Source organism: Ectobacillus soli, from assembly GCF_042610425.1.
In the GTDB taxonomy this organism is placed as follows: Bacteria; Bacillota; Bacilli; order Bacillales; family Bacillaceae_G; genus Ectobacillus.
In genome coordinates this window covers 259,447-275,946 of record NZ_JBGJZM010000002.1, presented here as the reverse complement: position 1 = coordinate 275,946, position 16,500 = coordinate 259,447, and the positions used below count along the sequence as shown (strand labels likewise).

Genomic DNA, 16,500 nt, shown 5'->3' with positions numbered 1-16,500 from the left:
CAATATTATAATAATATGATAATAAGGGGAGCGGTGAACGTGCCATATGTACAGTTGAAAGAAATTTGGACGCCTTTAACATTTTTCGGTATCCACTTGTATCGAAATCCTGAAGAAAATAATTATTATTATAGAGTTGGAAGTCATAGAATTCGAAAGTTTAAAGGTAAGGAATATTAATTATAAAATAGGGCAGGGATCCTTTGCTACGATACCTGCCATTGTCATGTATATTAATTCAAAAAATACTGCGATACAATTTGCTTTAATGCTGTCTCATCCATGATTAATGAGCTTTTCCAATAGGCTTATTCATTTGTAAATCCACGCTCTTGTTGCTTGAGAATATGATGAAGTATAAAGTAATGAATTTTATCTTCTCATCCACTGCTGCGACATATGGCATTCCGGATACGGATTTGATTACGGAGTCGACGAATACGAATCCAATTAATCCATATGGCCGCTCTAAGCTGATGATTGAACAAATGGTGAAGGATTTCCATGATGCCGATGGATTACACTATGTCATTCTTCGTTACTTTAATGCAGCAGGCGCTCATGTGTCAGTTGAGATTGGCGAAGATCATAGTCCGGAAACGCATTTGATTCCGCTTGTGCTCCAGCATTTGCTTGGCAAGCGCGAGTCGATTGCAATTTTTGGAACGGATTACGATACGCCAGACGGTACATGCATCCGTGATTACATCCACATTACCGATCTTGCCGAGGCACATATTCTTGGAGTGAAGAGTTTATTAGATGGATTCAAAGAGGGCGAAACGTATAATCTTGGGAACGGAAAGGGATTTTCCGTGAAGGAGATTTTTGAAACGTGTGAGCGCGTGACAGAACGAAAGGCCAATGTCGTGCTTGCGGATCGCCGCGCCGGAGATCCTGCGCAGCTTGTCGCATCATCGGATAAAATTCGTGAGGAACTTGGCTGGAAAGCGAAATTTTCGCTTGAAGCAATTATTAAAACGGCTTGGAACTGGCATGTTGCACATCCGAATGGGTATAGCAGTAAATAATAATTTTGAATCAGCAGGCATCCGCTTATGGGACGCCTGTTGTATGTTTCCTTGTATTAGTGGTCAAATCTATTAAATCGCTGTTTCTCACTAAAATTCCACTTTAAAAATAAATCAATAGTACTGATATCTTCAAATGTCAGAATAAAATGGGAACATTCCTTTTTGTTAAAGAAAACAAAGGAGTCAATTGAATCTTCTATCGTGTATGTTGTATCTTCACGCTTTACTAGTGTATTTTTCTAGGAGTGTTTTATAGGTGCAGGCATTGGAATAGTTGTATTTGTAGATATAGGTGTAATTGTACGAGCATGTGCAAGGACAGTGATTATATAAGCTTTGGAATTGGTATTATTGTCTTAAAGGTAGTTGTTTCTTATCTTTCTTTACATTTTCTTGGAAAAATGTTCGAATTTCATGGATTGTTAAACCCATTTGTTTAGCTTCGAGGATTAGGTTTGCCCACTCCTCATCAATCTTGGCTTCCACATGATTTATGAGTGCTTCTTTCTGTTGCTTCAACAGGATCCCCTCCATTCTATCCCACATTTCTCTAAGCCATATGTTTAGGATTTTTAATCATACAAAAATGTAAAAACGGAAAATAATATTAAATAATAAATTTATTGTAAACTGATGTTCTGAACAAAACCTGAACAAATAAGAGGAGGACATGATATTAGTGTTAGTATATATGGGGAAATGAATACACTGACAGATTTTCTTTTTCGTCTGTCAGCGTAAAGAAGGGATTCTTTTATTAACAGTGTATTACTAAAGCTTCCTCCTAAAAATAAATCATTGGTGGTAGTTAAATTGTAATCGCAAATCTCAAAAAAGGTTTAGATAATGGATATCCTCTACTTATGAGACACACTATTTCCATAATTTTCTAGTATACAATCTTTAGTTAAGCTTCTGCGTCTACATTCTTTCTTCTTTTCCACAAAACGCGTGTGTCAAGAAAGTAGGTGATGAAACCGACAATGACGAGTATGCCAGAGTATGTAAGGATGACATTCCATATACTACTTCCCCCGCGACGCTCACTGCCATGTCCTCTTGGACCGTCAAATTGTCCGTTTGCTGGAGGTTGGAAGTTGCCCGCTGCATCGCCTCCTGGCGGCGGACCTTGGAAGGAAACAGGTGCTTTTCCTCCGGTTGATGTATTGGTACCAACTGCTTGATTGATCGAACTAATTCCAAAGAGTATACCAGCTACGAGTACGATGGTAACGACCCCTCTTACAATCAGTTTTCTTCTTTTAATTTTCAGCATTTTTTCCCATACATCCACAATCCATTTGGCGTGAAGGCCAAGGTGAATCCCGACGATTGCAATAGTAAACTTAGAAGCGAGATCGTGTATCTCGCGCACGGCATGTCCATTTGAAACACCTAGATTCGGGAATAAATATTTGGAAATTAGAATGCCGGTTACAATGATTGTAGCCATCGAAATGAGCAATAATAGATTTAATAAATAGCTAAAGCGCGTTCTAGCAGGAAGCTTCTTATCCATTATTTTGACCGTTACATTCCGGATTCAGCGGTTATTCAGTAGCAGATGCACGAGGAAGGCGGTCCCAATCGCTACGCCTGCGATTTCGTGAAATGCAATTCCCCCAAGCACTCTTAGATTCATGAGCAGGATAAAGGTGAGTGCCATGAGTATATCCAATGATAGTCGCACATAGTTTAGTTTCTTCAAGTAAATCCCTCTGTTTTGCTTCTTGATAGTTGTATTATGTTAGATTTTTCTTAAGTAATCCTTAAGTTTTATCGGGATTTGTATGGATGAGTATGTTTCAATACGTCTATGTTTGTAGCTTTTATGATCATACTTGTTGTCTTTTTTGATGTTAGAAAAACTAACGTTTGATATTGGCGATAAATGAAAACAAGGCTGTCGTCCTGGTTTGAGGTTAGAATTATGTGCTATTTATCTGGCTTTTCAGGGACAAGATATTGCAAAAAAATTCTTTGTAATAAAATGTAACATATGATACTCTGTAAACAGGCTAAATATTCTAAATTTAGCAAAAATAACAAAGAGGTGATAACTTTGCTAACACCGAGTGTTGGGTATTTGATCTTATTCATTTTTGGAGTGTTATTTACAGGCGTTACGGTTTTCGTTCATCGGATGGATTTGAAACGGAATGGAACTGAAATGACAGCTGAGAGATTTAATACAGCAGGAAGAAACGTTGGAGTGGGGCTAGCAAGTTCATCCATCGTTGCTGCTTGGACATGGGCTGCTACCATTATGATGTCCTCCTCTACCGGATATCAGTATGGAATTAGTGGGCCTTTTTGGTATGCTGCAGGTGCTTGTATCCAAATCTTATTATTTGCGATTCTTGCTCTTCATTTAAAACAAAAAGCGCCGAAAGCTCATACTTTTTTGGAATTTATTGCACAACGCTTTGATAAGAAAAATCATAAGCTCATGTTAGTATTTGCTCTTATGACTAATGTCATCGTGACATCGATGATTATTCTTGGGGGAGCGATTACGTTACATCAATTAACAGGAATGAACTTATATGTAGCAGCGTTCCTGATCCCTGTTACCTTTACGATTTATACGATGGTTGGTGGATTGAAAGCATCCTTTATAGCGGATTATTTGCACACTGTAATTTTATTTATTGTTCTCGCTATTTTTGGAATTGCTGTGTATTCGAAGTTTGGGATTACAAACATTTATGAGGGGTTAAGCCATTTGCCAGAGAACAAACAAATGTTAACAATGGCATCGATTCCTGGCTTGATGTTTGGAATTATCAATATTGTTGGAAACTTTGGAACTGTTTTTGTCGATCAGGCCTACTGGCAACGGGCGATTGCGAGTACGAATAAGGCTGCTTCGAAAGCTTATATTTTCGGAGGTCTAGCTTGGTTTTCGATTCCTTTTGCAGTCGCTACGATTCTTGGTGTTAGTGCGGCAGGGCTTGGAATTTCTGTACCGTCTCCTGATTCTGTGGCGCCGATTATGGCAAATCATGTACTAGGTGCACCGGGTTCCATTCTATTCTTGACGATGTTATTCATGGCCGTAACGTCTGCGGGTTCGGCTGAACTGACCGCAGTAACAAATATTATTGTAACGGATATCTATCGTCATTCGATTAATGCAAATGCAAGCAGTCGTAAATTATTAAGTGTTTCTCGCTGGATTACGCTCGGTTTTGGGCTTGCGATGGGCGTCTTTTCGATCTTACTATTCTATGTAGGAGTTAGTCTTGGCTTTGTTTACATGGCAATGGGTATTTTCGTAAGTAGTGCTGTTATCCCTGTAGCGCTCGGCCTTACTTGGAAACGCATAACCAATGCAGGCGCATTTTATGGCACACTTTTTGGTATGATTGGTGGTATAGCAGTTTGGGTAGGTTCTGCTTATTTGTTAACCGGTCATGTAACAATTGAGTCTTTAGGTCAACTCAATCCGATGCTATTTGGAAATCTAGCAGTCTTTGCAATTAGCGGCGTGATCTCCATTGGTCACAGTCTTCTTTCTTCGAAGGAATTTGATTTTGAATCGTTGCAAGGTAAATTTAAGAGCTTTGATGATACCGTCGCTCCTGTGAAAAAGGAGGCGCTAAACTAATGAAGGATCCTGAATTAGTAAAAAACGAAAAGTTCTACACACGCTGGGCGATTGGTTTAACGCTCGTACTTATTGTTATATGGCCAGGCATTATGTTTTCAACAGGGTATGTGTACAGTCTATCGTTTTTCAAAGGCTGGATTATGGTGGCATTTGGATGGCTCATACTAGCAGCACTGTTTATTATCATTCAGCCGTTAGTAGAGTTGTATAAGGAATATAAAAAATAAGTGTGTAATGGATTTTTTTCGTATAGGAAAATAGAGAGAAGGCAGGCATCCTTTGACGGGATGCCTGCCTTCTTCTGTGTTGGTTTCATTCTATTGCAAGTATTCTATTCTCATAAATTATTTTTTCTCAATCTCGTAATACGCATTGCTATCCCAAATAAGACGAAAACCACACCGACAGACATCCAATTATAAATACCTGTTGAGGTATCTGGTAATTGATTTTCCCTTGAGACTACTTGTAGTTGATCATTTTGACTCGGTTGAATCGCTGCACGTTCTACTGTGATGGTATACGTTTTCGTGGTGCCATCTTGAGCAGTTACTTCAACGGTAATTGTATTTTTCCCTACTGTTAAGTCAATGACCCCGCTTGCTTCTCCGCTTGCTACAGTGACTCCATTTACAGTCACCTTTGCAGTTGGATCGGCGAGGGCAAGAGTAATTTTCGTAGATGTTACGTCGTTTCCGACTTTCATAGTATAGCTAGTTGTATCTTTATCAAAGGTAAAGGTTCCGTTACTAGGTGTTAAGTTTGTTAAATCCGCATTGGAAGAAGCTGCCCGTTCTACTGTGATGGTATATGTTTTCGTGGTGCCATCTTGAGCAGTAACTACGGTGGTAATGGTGTTTGTGCCTACTTCTAAGTTAATAGCTCCGCTTGCTTCTCCGCTTGCTACAGCGACTCCATTTACGGTCACACTTGCAGTTGGATCGGCGAGGGCAGGAGTAATTTTCGTAGATGTTACGTCATTTCCGACTTTCATAGTATAGCTAGTTGTATCTTTATCAAAGGTAAAGGTTCCGTTACTAGGTGTTAAGTTTGTTAAATCCGCATTGGAGGAAGCTGCCCGTTCCACTGTGATGGTATACGTTTTCGTGGTGCCATCTTGAGCAGTAACTACGGTGGTAATGGTGTTTGTGCCTACTTCTAAGTTAATAGCTCCGCTTGCTTCTCCGCTTGCGACAGCGACTCCATTTACGGTCACACTTGCAGTTGCATCTGCAACGACTGGTGTGACTTTGGTGGTTGTTACGTCGTTCCCAACTGTTACTTCATAGCTTGTTCTATCTTTATTAAAGGCAATGTCTCCTGCAGTCGTTGTGAAGCTAGATAGAAATGCATTGGAGGACGTTGCGCGCTCAATGGTTAGCGTGTACGCTTTTTTCGTACCATCTTGGGCAGTCACTTCAACGGTAATCGTATTCGTCCCTACGTTTAAGTTGATGGGCTTGCTGGCAGCGCCGCTCGCAACCGCGTCACCATTGACGGTAACCGTTGCAGTAGAATCGGCAACGACTGGTGTGACCTGGACCGATGATACATCGTTTCCAACCGATGCCGTGTAGCTTGTTGTATCTTTGTCAAAAGCAGGTGATAATGTACCGCTAGTTATCCCTATATCTGTTAAGTTTGCATTATTACTAGACAAAAGGCCCTGATCGTTAAACACAGAAATCCGACTATTATACCATTCAGAAACATAAATCGTTGAGTTGTGGAAGGCTAATTGTAAAGGTCCTGAGAACTGACCATCTCCATTCCCTGTACTGCCCCACATCGTGATAAAGGTTCCATCTGCATTAAACACTTGAATTCGGTTATTACTATAATCTCCTACATATACATGATCAGCAGTGTCAATGGTTAGACCATAAGGTTCACTGAATTGACCCTCAGCTAATCCTTGCGTTCCCCACGACGTAATAAAGGTTCCATCTGTACTGAATTTTTGAATTCGGTTATTTGCCGTATCACTCACATAGATATTCCCTTTGGAATCTACCACTACCCCAGAAGGAATGTTAAATTCTCCGTTTCCTGAACCAGATACTCCCCATTTTGCTAGAAAGACCCCATCCGAATTAAACTTTTGAATTCTATTATTTGCAGAGTCTCCTACATATATATTATTTTCTGCATCAATGGCAAGTCCCATTGGCCATGATAACTGACCATCTGCACTCCCAGAACCGCCCCATGGTTGTCCAACTATAGTATCTGACGAATCAAGTTTACGAATCGTATCACTAGTAGCTTCAGATACATATATATTATCAGCTTTATCAATTACCAAACCATAAGGTCTATGAAACCCAGTAATTTCTTTTACGAAATTTCCATTTTGATCAAATTTTACGATTCGGTTGTTCCCTGCATCAGATACATATAAATATCCTGCAGAGTTTACCGCTACGCCGTATGGGTAATTCAATTGACCATTTCCAATAAAAGTTTCAAATGTTGGTTGACTACCTGCAGCCTTTACTTCTTTTACTACAGGATTCCAAGGTGTAATGCTAAAAACAAGTAAGCAGATACTGAGTAATACTAAACTTAGCTTCGATCTTATTGCCCTAACTGATGAATTTTCCATAGTATGGTTAATCCCCCCTTGGTAATCTTACTTTTATTACACTAAATTTATTATATATTACGGTTTTTAAAGATATATTGATAAATTGTGCCAAATTTCGGTATATTTCGACAAGTTATGTTGGGAACTTTGGGATCTTAGTATGAATTCATTTTTTTACAATCTAAATTGAATATAGTTTTATAATATTTTGCGTTTGGAAGGACTTGTCTGTTCGTAATAAAGAAATTATAATAGGGAATATATTACTTTTAAGTAATTTCATATTTGGGTTAATTAATTTATAAGCCGAGCACGTACAATATAAGAAAGGCAACAAACCAGTTTCTAGTATGGTGGTGTTCTTAATTAGAAACGTTAAGTTCGTAATATTGTAATAATACGAAAATAAGAGGAGCGGTGAATGTGCCATATGTACAGTTGAAAGAGATTTGGACGCCTTTAAAATTCTTCGGTTTTCGTTTGTATCGAAATCCTGAAGAATATGGTTATTATTATAGACTTGGAAGTCGTAAAGTTCGGAGATTGAAATGAAAGGAAGTTTCATTCTTTCGAAATGATGGGTAGGTATCCGCTGGATGCCTGCCTATTTTTTATGATATAAGGATCTCTTTAAGGGACTTTTTCAGCTAACCCCTTCCAAGCACCTATCCAATATAAAAAGCATGTCATTTCATATTCAAAAAAAGAAGATGCAAGGAAAGGGACAAACCATCGTGCCAGCTCCGCAGAAAAAAATTTGTAAACTTTTTTCCCACTTTTGTTCATTTGCTTTTATCTCCTATATGACGGCGAAAAATAGGGGGATATACATATGGCAGTGTATCGATTGGTGCGGGTGAATTATTGGCAGGATGATTTTGTGCTGAAGTTAAAGTCGGAGGAGCGTTTCTTCTATATTTACTTGCTGACGTGTTCGAAGACGACGCAGTGCGGGATTTTTCCGTTGCCAAAAGGAGTGGCGGAGCTGGAGACGGGGTTTGGAAAACGAAAAATTGAGAAGCTGCTGAAGCGGTTTGTGGAATACGGGAAGGTTCTGTATGACGAGGAGACGCAGGAGGTTTTTCTTGTAAACTGGGTTCGGTATAATCCGATTACGAATACGAATGTCGAGAAGTGTGTGTTGCGGGAGCTAAAGGATGTGAAGAATGCAGCGTTTGTGGCGCTGTTTCTAGAGAAATGCCATGAGCAGGATTTACACATTCCGCTTTTAGAAAAGCAGTACGGGGAGCCTGCTAGTGAGGAAACTCCAGATCAAGTCGGAGAGGAGCATTCAAAGGAAGGCAGAGGAGAAGGGGAGGTGTTCGCTTTCTATGAGCAAAACTTCGCCCCGCTTTCTCCGTATAAGGCGCAGGAATTAGCAAGCTGGATCGATGACTTGTCCGAGGAGCTTGTCCTGAAGGCATTACATATTGCACATGACAAAAATAAATGTACGCTTGCCTACGTAAAGGGGATTTTGCGTGCTTGGCACCGAAAAGGCTATCGGCATCTCGATCAGGTGAGGGAGGAGCAGAGGGCGTTTGAGAAGAAATCAGCTGAGAAAAACGAGACCGATTCTAGTCATGACTTGGAAGAAACCGAAAAGCTGCTTACCCAAATGAAGGAGTAGGAGAACGATGCTGCGACGGAAGAGGAATTGAAGGCATTCTTTAAGGAGCAGCAATGGCCATGATTCAAAATATTGAGGCGGAACAGGCGGTTCTAGGTTCTTTGATTATGGAAGGGGAATTGATGAAGGAATGTCAGCTCAAGGTGAGCCAGTTTTCGGCTACCGTTCATCGCACGCTTTTTGATGCTATGAAATCAATAACGGAGGACGGAGAACAGCTTGATCTGGCGATGCTTGTGCAGCGGCTAAATTCGGGCTTTTTAGAGGAAATCGGCGGCATTTCGTTTCTCGTTTCGCTCGTGGAAAGTGTGCCGACGACGGTGAATTTTTCGCATTATGAGGATATGGTGAAAAGTTCGTGGAAGATGCGTATAGCAGCGAAAATGGGACTTCGTCTGCATGAACAGCTACACGTGCAGAAAAATGAGACGCTTATTTCTTCAGCGATTGAAAAGCTTCTGCAAATAGACGAGGATGAAGCGGAGGAGGAAGAGAATCTTCCGGATCAAATTGCTGCGATGTATCGAAGTCTGCAGGAAAAGGATGGCGAATTAAACGGCGTTGATACGGGATTTTCCGAGCTAAACGGTATAACAGGCGGTCTTTCGCAAGGGGACTTTGTCGTGATCGGGGCACGTCCGTCGATGGGGAAAACCGCCTTTGCCCTCGCGCTTGCTGTCCAGGCGGCAAAGGAGGCGGCCGTTAGCATCTTCTCATTGGAAATGAGTAAGCAGCAATTGCTAAAGCGAATGCTGACTGCCATGGGAGATGTAGCAAGTTCAAAGCTGCGTCATCCGAAAAAGAGGTTTACGATGCAGGATTGGAAAAACGCAACAGACGTCTGTGCGCAGCTTTCCGAGCTGCCGCTTACGATCTATGATCACGGGGTCGTCACACCGCAAATCATCTCTGCACATGCTCGTAAGCTCCGGCGAAAATATCCAGACAAGCCGCTTCTTCTATTCATTGATTATCTGCAACTTTTAACAGGTGATACGAGAAATCCAGCCAATCGCTTTCAGGAAATGAGTGAGGTGTCCCGTAAGCTCAAGCAAATCGCCCGTGATCAAAACGTCTGCATTGTCGCCCTCTCCCAGCTCTCACGCGGCGTTGATGCACGTAACGATAAGCGCCCGATTTTATCCGACTTGCGGGAAACAGGGCAGATTGAACAGGACGCCGATGTCATTCTGCTCATGTACCGTGAGGAGTATTATGACAAGGATACGAATAAGAAAGATGTGACGGAAATCAATGTCGCTAAGCACCGGAACGGACCGATTGGGAAGGTGAATTTGCGGTTTTTGAAGGAGTATGGGCGGTTTGAGGAATACGGCCGTGAAAACGGATAAAATGGTGGATATTGTGATTTTATGTAGGAAAAAGGTCGAATTTGTAGATATTCCTTGCGTAGCAGAGAAAAAATGCATACAATATATGTAAATGTTGGAAGTTTGATAGAGACCATTCACTTCGAAAGGTTGTTTATATGAAGAAAAAAATCATACTATGGATCGTTGCAATCGTAGGGATTATGGTTGTGGGAGTGGGCGTGTATGCATGGAGTCTATACTCGAATGTATCAAAAACTCTCCATTCGATGAATCAGCCACTTGACCGAAAAGGTTCACCGATGCGGCCGGCGGAGGTTTCGGCATCGCAGGTGAAGCCGATTTCCATTTTAATCGCTGGCTATGACCAGCGTCCAGAAGATACAGGACGTTCCGATTCCCTTATGCTTATGACGTTAAATCCGGGCACGCAATCGATGAAGCTGGTAAGTATTCCGCGAGATACGTATACAGATATTGTAGGCAAGGGGATACAGGATAAGATTAATCATGCGTATGCCTTTGGCGGCGTTACGATGATGGTAAATACCGTGGAAAACTTTTTGAATGTTCCGGTAGATTACTATATTGCAGTCAATATGGAAGGATTTAAAGATTTGGTTGATTCGGTAGGCGGCGTAGATGTTGTGAATGATATGGCATTTTCCGTTGGTACATTTCAGTTTAATACAGGGTTGATCCATTTAAACGGTGAAGCGGCCTTAGCCTATACAAGAATGAGAAAGGAAGATCCGCGCGGTGATTTCGGCCGGCAAATGCGCCATCGGCAGGTGATGGAGGCAGTAATTACGAAAGGGGCCACGGCCAAGTCACTGGCTAATTTCGGGACGATTTTGCCTGTCATTCAAAAAGCGGTAAAGACAAATCTTACACAGGACGAAATGATCAAGATTCAGCAAAATTATAGTGCATGCCGCAATCAAGTGGAGGATATTCAAATTAGCGGAGAAGGTAAGATGATGAACTCCATTTGGTACTATATCGTACCGGATACTGTGCGCACGCAGCTGTCACAGAAGCTACGCACTCACTTAGAAATTTGAATGTTTTGGAAATAGAAACATGTTATATAGTGACAAATCTAGATACTGTACTATAATTATTCTATAGAACACAAATGGCATAATACGATAAAGGTGAGGTCTATGATACTAGTAATTGGCGGAGCTGGATATGTGGGAAGTCACACGATTAAAGCATTGCTTATGCAAGGACATCGTGTAGTTGTATTAGATAATCTGTCTACTGGCCATCATGTGAGTCTAGATAAGCGTGTTGTATTTGAACGGGGCGATGTTGGGAACCCGCGTGATTTAGATCGTGTGTTTTCTCGGTATAGCGTGGATGCAGTTGTCCATCTTGGCTTTAGTCATCCGAAGGAAAGCGAGGCGCTGAACTCCAAACGACATTATATGAAGCGTACGAATCATTGTAATATGCTACTGCGGAAGATGCAGGAATATGACATTATGAAGCTTGTCATTTCTTCCACTACAGATGTGTATAGAGCGTACTACAATGAATCCATCACAGAAGCAGCGCAGCTCTCTAACCAACTTCCTCATATGCGAGCACTTCAACTCATCGAAGAACGGCTAGAAGACATGCATCAGCGTATTGGCTTTCAATATGCGGTTCTTCGCTATCATAACGCCGTCGGTTCCTTTGAAAATGGGGAATTAGGCGAAGACCACCACCATGAGGCTCATTTAATACCAAAGCTATTTAAGCATATATTAGAACAAAAGGACGAACGGCTCGTTCTAGGAAGTGAATATGTGTATAGTCATGAATATTTGCATATTATGGACGTCGTACAGGCTCATGTTCTTAGTATAGAACGGATGTTAGATGATCGTCACCACGTGCACGGCGTATACAATCTTGGCACCGGTCAGCCGACTTCCATCCGTGATATCCTTACACTCACGAAACAAATTTCAGGGCAGCAGCTAGATGTTCTCTATTACGTTCAACCAGCAAGACTTACTGTTTCCTATGAAAAAATACAAAACGAACTCGGCTGGCAGCCACTCTATTCCTTAGAAGAAGCAATGAATTCTGCATGGCAATGGCATATGCGAAATCCGCAGGGATATTTGCCAAGGGAAGAACTTGCATTATCGAAGTTATTGAAAATGTAATAGATAAGAAGAGGGTATCCAGGAGGATGCCCTTTTTTTCATTGGGAGAGAGTGTATGCTTTTAGTGTAATGGTCCGTAATATTATATGGTAAAATTAATATTATATAATATTATGGGAGGCTAATATGTCCAAACATTCCATTTTTTCCATATCAGTACTTGTCGTTTGCGTCGTAGTTATTATCTTTGGTAAACAATATTGGGATAATAAAATATATGCAACAGCCGCGCAGTCTGAAAAATCGAACCAAGATGATCAGGTGCAAAAACAAAATGACCAGGTGCAACAAGATAAAGAAAGTTTAGTAGCTAAAACATGGTTGGGGAAAATGAACCCGAAGGTTGCTTTCGTAGGAAGCGGCGGGGCAGCTGGAACAGGGGCAAGCTCGTTTGAACAGTCCTGGGCAGGAAAGCTTGAACAGGCGTTCCGCCAAACCAATCCAGATGTACAGGTGAAGAATGTAGCAAAGAATGGATTTACAACGAGTGATGTGAAGGATAAGGGAGAACTGCAGGAGGTTATTTCCTTTAAGCCAGATGTTATTATTTTTGAACTTAGTTCGATTGATGATTATGCTGCTTCATTTAATGTTACGAAATCTCAGCAAACCATCCAATCTCTTGTCGGTACCTTTAAACAAATGAATCCGGATGTACGGATTGTATTCATGCCGTCCAATGAAGAAATAGCCTTGGATACCAAGAAAAGAAATGGCTTGACGTATAGTGAATATGTATCAGCAATCGGAAATTATATTCAGTCAAACGGCTGGGACTATATGGATTATTGGAGTGCATTCGAGCAAAAACGGAAGGCAGCCAATCTGAAAATAAGCAATACGTTAACCGATGGCATCCATCCGAATGATAAAGGAAACGAGCTGATTTTTGCTTCTATTCAGGATTATTTTGTGAAGAAGTAAACTTTAGGTTGGCCACTGGAACGTAAACTGTTTCAGTGGCTTTATTTATGGGGAGGATTAGTGACCATGGAAGAGGGACATGAGGGATGGCGGTAACATAAGAGTGAGGATTGAGCCCGTGAACGGAGAAAGAATGAGGTGACGGTAAGAAAAGAGGTTGAATTGAGCCCGAGGAAGAGAAAAAGGAGTGTTAACGGTAACAAAAGGGTGAAGATTGTGCCCGCAACCAAGAAAAAAGGAAGCTGGCGGTAACAAAAGCCCCTCCTTCATATTTGCAAAGTCCATTTTCTAAAACCGAACAGAAAAAATCCCCACATATTCCTTAATCGCCCTAAACGCCAAACTATCGGTGCTAGGCGAGAATTGATTCCCATACAAAATAAGCTTCTGATTCACTAGATAGTCGGCCGGATACGGTTCTACAGATACATTAACTTTCTCGAAATTCCGTACAGCCCGCTCCATTTGGAGTGCAGATGCGACTAGAACTGGTTTTTTCAAGCCATGCTGCTCTAATAAAACCTTCGTAAATTCTGCATTTTGCTTCGTATTGACGCTTTTATTCTCCGCTATGATTTTATCCGCTGGTACGCCCAATTCCATGAGCTGTCGTTTTGCAATGTCGGCCTCTACACCGGAATCAGAGAAGACATGCCCACCCGAAATCAGTATAGGAAGACCTGTTTTTTCATATAAACGATAGGAAGTAAGTAACCGATTGGCGCCGCTGCCTGAAAGTTGACCCAATCCATTCGTATCTGGGGTATCTGATGTTGCACCAGCTCCTAGCATGACAATGACGTCTCCATTTATGGTAGTAGGCGGTTGGTACCGACTCTCGAGTGACTGTGCTAGAAGAATTCCGGTCACGGGTATGGTTAGTACATACAAAAGAAGGGCGAGAAGGGCTGTAACCTTGGCAATCATGCGATCTCGTTTATACGTCCAAATGCTAAGCAGAATGAGTAAGGTGATAAATAATCCGGGTGGTAGGAAAAAGCCGTATATAAATTTGATAACGTAGACCAAGCGTGACACCTCGTTTAATAGAATACTTGTGTGGTTCGGGATACTACTACTCTTTTTACTACTTTACTCATATTACCATTTATTTCTTTCAAATATAAAATACTTTTTCGAATATTTAATTACATGAAATCAAAAAAATGTTAAAAAATATTCATTTTTACATATTTACTTCTTTATAGTATTCGTTTTTTCCAATATAATAGTAAATAATGGAATAATATAGAATACATCAAAATACATGGGGAGAGGAATTTATGGAGGAGAATACAGAGCAGATACGGGTAAATCATGAAATGACAAGTTTTGATGAGGAATGGGTAAACCTAGTTTTTGAAGCGAAACAAATGGGTTTGACCATTCGTGAAATATATACATTTCTACAGAGTGCTGCAGAGAAAGGGCAAGCGTGAAAATAATATTTACAATTTTAGTTAATACCAAAGGCAGCTTTTTCTACGGAGAAAAAGCTGCCTTTTTTGTACAAGAATCTATATGTTTCGTGAAACGTTCAATTTATAACGTATAGATAGATTATATAATTTTATCTCTTTTCCTTCCCCCATGAGCCCGAAATACGTCTATAGTATCCTCAACAAAACCTTCTTAGTGGAGTTCATTTGGGGTTACGTTACTGTGGGGTTAATCTCGTACGATGATTCCTAATCAAACGTTTGATTAAAGACAGTGTAGCATGATTTTGCATTGGTATAGGTAGCATTTTAATAGGATTTGTCATATAGTTATACAACTGAAACTAGTATTATTTGCTCCATTCGAATTATAATGGATGATACTGGAGGGGAAACATCTTGAATATTATACCAAAGCGAACTGATACATATAAAAGTCAAAAGAAGAAGAAACAAACGAAGCTTGTCCTAGTTATCATATGGGGCTTGTTTTTAAGTATGAATATATTTGCAGAAAACCTGGAATCGCTACTTAGTTTTACAAGCCTTGATTTTCGTTGGAACTCGCATCCGAATTATGGGTCCTTTTTTAATTTATTTGATATCACGCAAATTCATTCGTATTGGTTTTTGGTGAAAGCGGGCCATTTTATTGGGTTCGGAATTATGAATTTGTTGCTGTACAACTTATTAGGAAGTCATAAAAAGGCGATTACACTGACGATTGGATTTGCAGTTGGATCGGAAGTGCTGCAGTTATATTTTGGTAGGGACGGTCGTTTGTATGATGTGGTGATTGATTCCTTGGGGGTTATGGCGGATTATTATGTGTTGGCAAAGAAATAATGAAGTGCTGTAATGAATGAGAATGGGTAGAATAGACGTATAGAAAATCCCCCACATCTATGTTAGATGTGGGGGATTCATTTATTTTTCTAGTAAAGCTATTTGTAACTGTTCCCGCTCACTCTTTCGTAAGCTTTGGAAAACAAGTGTATACGAATGATCGATATAGCTTTGAATCTCCTCATCTGAAATACTTCCATCTATCGTAACCGTATTCCAATGCTTTTTATTTAAATGATACCCTGGTTTGACTGCTTCGTAAGTGTCGCGCAGCACATCGCTTCGAATGGGGTCACATTTTAGGCTGATCGAAGGAATCTCATTTTTTTCTGATAACAGAGCAAACATTTTATTTGCTACCTTCATGACATGCGTATCCGGACCAAATGGGAAATCCTCGAACGCGCCCTTCTGCTGCAGGCAATAGTGACGGAGTAATTGGAAATTCATCAAACGGCCTCCTTTTTAAACAGTATAGGATTAGTATACAGAAAATAAGCAGGGAGAAGAGGGAAATAACGGCGGGAATCAACAAATTATCGGCGGAGCACCCAAGTTTAACGGCGGAAATTCCGGATTTAACGGCGCGCTCCCGGAAATGAGAGGAGAAGGAGGAAAGAGAGAAGAGAATAACGGCGGGAATCAACAAATTAACGGCGGAATTCCCGGATTTAACGGCGCGCTCCCGGAAATGAGAGGAGAAGGAGGAAAGAGAGAAGAGAATAACGGCGTAAACCAACAAATAATCGGCGGAACACCCAAGTTTAACGGCGAAAATCCAGGATTTAACGGCGCGCCCCCGGAAATGAGAGGAGAAGGAGGAAAGTGAGGAGAGAATAACGGCGGTGCCAATCAAATAATCAGCGGTGAACCCAAGTTTAACGGCGAAAATTCCGGATTTAACGGCGCACCCCCGTCCCGGCCTCTGATA

15 protein-coding genes and 2 pseudogenes are annotated in these 16,500 nt (G+C 40.9%); 11 read left to right on the top strand and 6 right to left on the bottom strand.

Annotated elements, in window-relative coordinates:
• Positions 1–323: 323 nt before the first annotated feature.
• A pseudogene (gene galE, locus ACAN53_RS13185) lies at positions 324–1,031 on the top strand (UDP-glucose 4-epimerase GalE); the annotation flags it as partial.
• A gap of 351 nt (positions 1,032–1,382) precedes the next feature.
• On the opposite strand, the gene ACAN53_RS13180 reads toward galE, so the two are convergent.
• Entirely contained in the window at positions 1,383–1,553 is a 171-nt protein-coding gene (locus ACAN53_RS13180; RefSeq protein ID WP_379970578.1) for an anti-repressor SinI family protein, read from the bottom strand.
• A gap of 388 nt (positions 1,554–1,941) precedes the next feature.
• On the bottom strand, positions 1,942–2,553 hold the full coding sequence (locus tag ACAN53_RS13175) for a DUF4405 domain-containing protein (RefSeq protein WP_379970577.1): 612 nt from the start codon (positions 2,551–2,553) through the stop codon (positions 1,942–1,944).
• A 543-nt stretch (positions 2,554–3,096) separates the two neighbouring features.
• Here ACAN53_RS13175 and ACAN53_RS13170 point away from each other — a divergent pair.
• Positions 3,097–4,644 carry a sodium:solute symporter family protein gene (locus ACAN53_RS13170; RefSeq protein ID WP_379970576.1) on the top strand — a complete coding sequence of 516 codons (1,548 nt, stop codon included), beginning with the start codon at positions 3,097–3,099 and terminating at the stop codon, positions 4,642–4,644.
• Positions 4,644–4,874, top strand: a complete 231-nt coding sequence (locus ACAN53_RS13165) for a hypothetical protein (RefSeq protein ID WP_379970575.1) — start codon at positions 4,644–4,646, stop codon at positions 4,872–4,874. The genes ACAN53_RS13170 and ACAN53_RS13165 overlap by 1 nt, the downstream gene beginning before the upstream one ends.
• Before the next feature lie 110 nt (positions 4,875–4,984).
• Here ACAN53_RS13165 and ACAN53_RS13160 read toward each other — a convergent pair whose 3' ends face one another.
• Positions 4,985–7,252: a cadherin-like beta sandwich domain-containing protein gene (locus ACAN53_RS13160; RefSeq protein WP_379970574.1), complete on the bottom strand. Its 2,268-nt coding sequence runs from the start codon at positions 7,250–7,252 to the stop codon at positions 4,985–4,987.
• Positions 7,253–7,864: 612 nt separating this feature from the next.
• A complete protein-coding gene (locus ACAN53_RS13155; protein ID WP_379970573.1) occupies positions 7,865–8,020 on the bottom strand; it encodes a hypothetical protein in 156 nt (51 codons plus the stop codon).
• Between the two features lie 46 nt (positions 8,021–8,066).
• Between ACAN53_RS13155 and ACAN53_RS13150 the strand changes: the two are divergent.
• From ACAN53_RS13150 to ACAN53_RS13130, 5 genes and pseudogenes are all read left to right on the top strand, one after another.
• Positions 8,067–8,861, top strand: a pseudogene (locus tag ACAN53_RS13150) (DnaD domain-containing protein); the annotation flags it as partial.
• A gap of 62 nt (positions 8,862–8,923) precedes the next feature.
• Entirely contained in the window at positions 8,924–10,216 is a 1,293-nt protein-coding gene (dnaB, locus tag ACAN53_RS13145; RefSeq protein WP_379970862.1) for a replicative DNA helicase, read from the top strand.
• A gap of 137 nt (positions 10,217–10,353) precedes the next feature.
• The gene (tagU, locus tag ACAN53_RS13140) at positions 10,354–11,259 is read left to right on the top strand and encodes a polyisoprenyl-teichoic acid--peptidoglycan teichoic acid transferase TagU (protein ID WP_379970571.1); all 906 of its coding nucleotides are present in this window, start codon (positions 10,354–10,356) and stop codon (positions 11,257–11,259) included.
• Positions 11,260–11,361: 102 nt separating this feature from the next.
• Positions 11,362–12,360 carry an NAD-dependent epimerase/dehydratase family protein gene (locus tag ACAN53_RS13135; RefSeq protein ID WP_379970570.1) on the top strand — a complete coding sequence of 333 codons (999 nt, stop codon included), beginning with the start codon at positions 11,362–11,364 and terminating at the stop codon, positions 12,358–12,360.
• Positions 12,361–12,486: 126 nt separating this feature from the next.
• Positions 12,487–13,284 carry an SGNH/GDSL hydrolase family protein gene (locus tag ACAN53_RS13130; protein ID WP_379970569.1) on the top strand — a complete coding sequence of 266 codons (798 nt, stop codon included), beginning with the start codon at positions 12,487–12,489 and terminating at the stop codon, positions 13,282–13,284.
• Between the two features lie 288 nt (positions 13,285–13,572).
• Here ACAN53_RS13130 and ACAN53_RS13125 read toward each other — a convergent pair whose 3' ends face one another.
• Positions 13,573–14,313: a YdcF family protein gene (locus ACAN53_RS13125; protein WP_379970568.1), complete on the bottom strand. Its 741-nt coding sequence runs from the start codon at positions 14,311–14,313 to the stop codon at positions 13,573–13,575.
• A 254-nt stretch (positions 14,314–14,567) separates the two neighbouring features.
• Between ACAN53_RS13125 and ACAN53_RS13120 the strand changes: the two genes are divergently transcribed.
• Positions 14,568–14,723, top strand: a complete 156-nt coding sequence (locus ACAN53_RS13120) for an anti-repressor SinI family protein (protein ID WP_379970567.1) — start codon at positions 14,568–14,570, stop codon at positions 14,721–14,723.
• Positions 14,724–15,122: 399 nt separating this feature from the next.
• Positions 15,123–15,569 (top strand): VanZ family protein, encoded by a 447-nt coding sequence (locus ACAN53_RS13115; RefSeq protein WP_379970566.1) that lies wholly within the window; start codon positions 15,123–15,125, stop codon positions 15,567–15,569.
• 81 nt (positions 15,570–15,650) lie between these two features.
• Here the strand turns inward: ACAN53_RS13115 and ACAN53_RS13110 are convergent, their stop codons facing one another.
• A complete protein-coding gene (locus ACAN53_RS13110) occupies positions 15,651–16,019 on the bottom strand; it encodes an MmcQ/YjbR family DNA-binding protein (protein ID WP_379970565.1) in 369 nt (122 codons plus the stop codon).
• Positions 16,020–16,167: 148 nt separating this feature from the next.
• Here ACAN53_RS13110 and ACAN53_RS13105 point away from each other — a divergent pair, with 148 nt between their 5' ends.
• Entirely contained in the window at positions 16,168–16,398 is a 231-nt protein-coding gene (locus ACAN53_RS13105; protein ID WP_379970564.1) for a hypothetical protein, read from the top strand.
• Positions 16,399–16,500: the final 102 nt, after the last annotated feature.